The organism is Paenibacillus bouchesdurhonensis (assembly GCF_900155685.1).
GTDB classification, from domain to species: domain Bacteria; phylum Bacillota; class Bacilli; order Paenibacillales; family Paenibacillaceae; genus Fontibacillus; species Fontibacillus bouchesdurhonensis.
The window spans coordinates 1-3,115 of the sequence record NZ_LT732541.1 but is presented as its reverse complement, the minus strand read 5'-3'; the positions used below and the strand labels follow the sequence as shown (position 1 = coordinate 3,115).

8 protein-coding genes are annotated in these 3,115 nt (G+C 42.6%); all 8 read left to right on the top strand.

Features of this window, described 5'->3' with window-relative positions; translation table 11 throughout:
- The first annotated feature begins 165 nt into the window (after positions 1-165).
- The 8 genes from CZ379_RS00025 (at position 166) to CZ379_RS26905 (ending at position 2,946) form a co-directional block, all read left to right on the top strand.
- Positions 166-372: a sporulation protein Cse60 gene (locus CZ379_RS00025; RefSeq protein WP_110929730.1), complete on the top strand. Its 207-nt coding sequence runs from the start codon at positions 166-168 to the stop codon at positions 370-372.
- 112 nt (positions 373-484) lie between these two features.
- Positions 485-940, top strand: coding sequence for an XF1762 family protein (locus CZ379_RS00020; RefSeq protein WP_110929729.1), 456 nt, complete (start codon positions 485-487; stop codon positions 938-940).
- Positions 941-1,031: 91 nt separating this feature from the next.
- Entirely contained in the window at positions 1,032-1,199 is a 168-nt protein-coding gene (locus tag CZ379_RS25815) for a hypothetical protein (RefSeq protein WP_199925377.1), read from the top strand.
- A 5-nt stretch (positions 1,200-1,204) separates the two neighbouring features.
- Positions 1,205-1,561 (top strand): hypothetical protein, encoded by a 357-nt coding sequence (locus CZ379_RS00015; protein WP_110929728.1) that lies wholly within the window; start codon positions 1,205-1,207, stop codon positions 1,559-1,561.
- 112 nt (positions 1,562-1,673) lie between these two features.
- A complete protein-coding gene (locus CZ379_RS00010; RefSeq protein WP_110929727.1) occupies positions 1,674-2,144 on the top strand; it encodes a class I SAM-dependent methyltransferase in 471 nt (156 codons plus the stop codon).
- A gap of 30 nt (positions 2,145-2,174) precedes the next feature.
- The gene (locus CZ379_RS25810) at positions 2,175-2,324 is read left to right on the top strand and encodes a hypothetical protein (protein WP_199925376.1); all 150 of its coding nucleotides are present in this window, start codon (positions 2,175-2,177) and stop codon (positions 2,322-2,324) included.
- 66 nt (positions 2,325-2,390) lie between these two features.
- Positions 2,391-2,645, top strand: a complete 255-nt coding sequence (locus CZ379_RS00005; RefSeq protein WP_110929726.1) for a hypothetical protein — start codon at positions 2,391-2,393, stop codon at positions 2,643-2,645.
- Positions 2,646-2,817: 172 nt separating this feature from the next.
- A complete protein-coding gene (locus CZ379_RS26905) occupies positions 2,818-2,946 on the top strand; it encodes a hypothetical protein (protein WP_267890458.1) in 129 nt (42 codons plus the stop codon).
- Positions 2,947-3,115: the final 169 nt, after the last annotated feature.

Below are 3,115 nucleotides of genomic sequence, written 5' to 3'. Positions count from 1 at the left end.
GAACGATTGATATATGAATCAGGCAATCTAAGTGGATTCAAAGTGATAAAAGATTACACCATTGAAACTTTAAGCATCATTCCAGGCGATCAGTCCATTATCACCATTACGAGCAATGATCAAGTAACGGATAAAACTGTATTTGTTGATTAAGGAGGACTGAGCATGTTAGGTAAAGCAAGTGAGATCAAAACATTGTTTGTAGATGGGAATTGTATCGGTGATATTGAGCGGCAATTAAACAGTTACCTTGAAGTGAACAAGACCTGGGGAGTAATCGACATTAAGTATCAGATGCTTACGGATCCGGCTTGTGATAATCAACTCTATGTTACGGCCCTCATCATCTATAAGGAGGCTCCCCATGAATAACCGGATACAAGAGAAGCCTGCCCTATCCCACCTGAAAGGATAACCCTTATACACCCTTATACGGCTCGGGATTATTCGGTCGGAACGGAGAAAAAGACGAAGGAGGGATACCGTGAAATATGATCTTGTGCCGTTGGAATTAAGCGAGGCTCAAGCCTTTGTAAATAAGCACCATCGGCATAACGTAGCTCCTTTCCGGGATAAATTCAGAATCGGCCTCGCATGTGATGACGAACTGATAGGTGTTGCAATGGTAGGCAGGCCAATAGCACGTCACAATGACGATGGGATGACCTTGGAAGTGGTAAGGTGCTGCGTTTTGGATGGGTACAAGGATGCTTGCTCCAAATTATACGCAGCAGCTTGGAGAGTAACCCGGAACCTCGGATATTGTCGCCTGATCACTTATACGCTCAAATCAGAGCCGGGAACAAGCCTCAAAGCTGCTGGATGGAAAGTAATCGGGGAAACTCAAGCAAGACCTAAAGGATGGGATACGCCAAGCAGACGGAGGAAGATGGCTGAACGTTATCCCGCTGAACAAAAAACGATATGGGAAATTTGCTAGTTGGCCGAAGGCCATCAACCGACTGAATAAGCTTAGGGCAAAGCCCGGAGGCCGTATAAGGCATTTATCTTAGAGGGGAGAAGTGAAAGGTATGAAAGAACTAGCAGAATGGATCAGAAACGAAATGAAATCCATGGGAACCCCACCTGCATACTCTTACCAAGTAGGAATCTATCACGGTATGGAAAAGGTGTTGAAACAGATTGAAAACGGTGAGTTCGATTTAAGCGTGTTTGATCAAATGAAAAGGAGGAAGTAAAAGGGATGAAAGAAACAATCAAGCAACTTAACGAACAAATGGACTATATATCGCAAATATTCGAGGACGGCAAAATTGGATCGGTAATCTACAACAGTTACTCCCTTGTACATCAAATTGCAACAGACGCACTCCAGCAGCTTACCGAGAAGGACGAAGAAAACAAACAGTTAATGACTATAGCACAAGATTGGCAAAGGCAATGTGTACAGGCACTAGTAGAGCGCGACAAGCTACGTAGAGCACTAGAAGAAGCAGTACGCAAATATGAAACAGGTGACATGGAAAGTGACTTTGCAGACATACTCGATGGAATGTATGAAACGTGTAAAGGTGCTTTAGGGGAAGGTGATAAGGAATGAACGAATGCCCAAGATGCGGGTATGGAACTGAAGAGTTATCAGATAGAGATATTGAAAATGGTGAAGTGTGTGAGTCTTGCTTAATTGAATTGTCCGGGGGAGATGATGAGAAATGAGTATAGCATCACAACATAAAATTTTAGACGCCTGTTGCGGTAGCCGAATGTTTTGGTTTGACAGAAATCATAAAGATACTTTGTACATGGATAATCGTGAACTTGAAGATACGTTGTGTGATGGCAGGAAGTTAGTTGTTAGTCCTGATTTAAAAGCGGATTTTACCGATATGCCATTTTCTGACGAAAGTTTTTATCTGGTAGTTTTCGATCCACCGCACCTGGTTCGCGCCGGAGATAAATCATGGTTGGCCAAGAAGTATGGAAAGCTTAACGAAACATGGCAAGATGACCTGTCAAAAGGATTTAGCGAATGTATGCGTGTCCTGAAAGAAAACGGAACTTTAATATTCAAGTGGAATGAGGAACAGGTTTCTTTGAAGGAAGTTTTGAAATGCTTCGACAGAGAACCGCTTTTCGGCAACAAGCGCAGCAAGACTCATTGGCTAGTCTTTATGAAGAGTTAGCCCCTATACGGCTAAAGAAGGGAGAATGTTATGGACAAAGAACTTGCGGACATAATTAAGGACACGATCGATGAAAACATGTTCAAAGAAATTGAAAGTTTGGCAAGTGAACAAGGTTTGACCACAAGTGGATGGCTAAGAAAAAACATATGGGATTTGATTAGGGAACAGCGAAAATAACGACAAATATATGCGGGTGTATGTGTAGCGGTGTTAACCAATAAACCAAAGGGAGAGATAAAATGTATGGCAAAAGAATTGATTTGGTCGGAAGAGAGCGATTTTGTATATGGCAGAGCAGTAGAATTTGAGAACAAAGAAGACTTTATCAATACAGTTAAAGATCAGTACGAAGACGGAGAATGTGAAGTGGCTGACGTTAAAATTCAGCCTTGTGTCTGGACTGAAAGGACTATACCTAAAGAGTGTCTCGTAACTCTTTCTTCAGCATATGCAGTAATTGAAAACTACTACACGGCATCTGTAAGCGATATAGAGTAAAACAGCCGAAGGCCCTCGACTCGACCGCAATACCCAGCGAAGCGGGGGCCGATAATGGTGCATTTACTTTAGGAGGACAACCAATCTATGAAGATCCTGAATATATCAGTGAAGAATGCGAAGTGATAGGCACACGCTTTGACAATCCAGAGCTATTAGGGGAGGTAAGAATATGAACGAGCTGTTAGAAGAAGGTGTGTGTCCTGTATGCGGCGGCGATATAAAACACTGGAATCAAGGGATATATGAATGCCAGGATTGCGGCGCAATGATTCCGGACGATGACGAAGATGATGAGTAGGGGAGGTAAGAGAGTAATGAGAGTGACAGTAGATCGTCAATGTAATTGCCATAACTGTTTTAGATTCTCGCATTATGTGATTGAAATATCGTATGGAACTAGCGGCTGTTTTTATCTATGTGCCAGATGTGCTGACGCGCTAAAGGACGAGTTGAAAGAGATTAGGGAG

What these genes read in the sequence shown, in the direction of transcription:
- CZ379_RS00025 (WP_110929730.1), top strand. Translation starts at nt 166, where the DNA reads ATGTTAGGTAAAGCAAGTGAGATCAAAACATTGTTTGTAGATGGGAAT.
- CZ379_RS25815 (WP_199925377.1), top strand. Translation starts at nt 1,032, where the DNA reads ATGAAAGAACTAGCAGAATGGATCAGAAACGAAATGAAATCCATGGGA.
- CZ379_RS00015 (WP_110929728.1), top strand. Translation starts at nt 1,205, where the DNA reads ATGAAAGAAACAATCAAGCAACTTAACGAACAAATGGACTATATATCG.
- CZ379_RS00010 (WP_110929727.1), top strand. Translation starts at nt 1,674, where the DNA reads ATGAGTATAGCATCACAACATAAAATTTTAGACGCCTGTTGCGGTAGC.
- CZ379_RS25810 (WP_199925376.1), top strand. Translation starts at nt 2,175, where the DNA reads ATGGACAAAGAACTTGCGGACATAATTAAGGACACGATCGATGAAAAC.
- CZ379_RS00005 (WP_110929726.1), top strand. Translation starts at nt 2,391, where the DNA reads ATGGCAAAAGAATTGATTTGGTCGGAAGAGAGCGATTTTGTATATGGC.
- CZ379_RS26905 (WP_267890458.1), top strand. Translation starts at nt 2,818, where the DNA reads ATGAACGAGCTGTTAGAAGAAGGTGTGTGTCCTGTATGCGGCGGCGAT.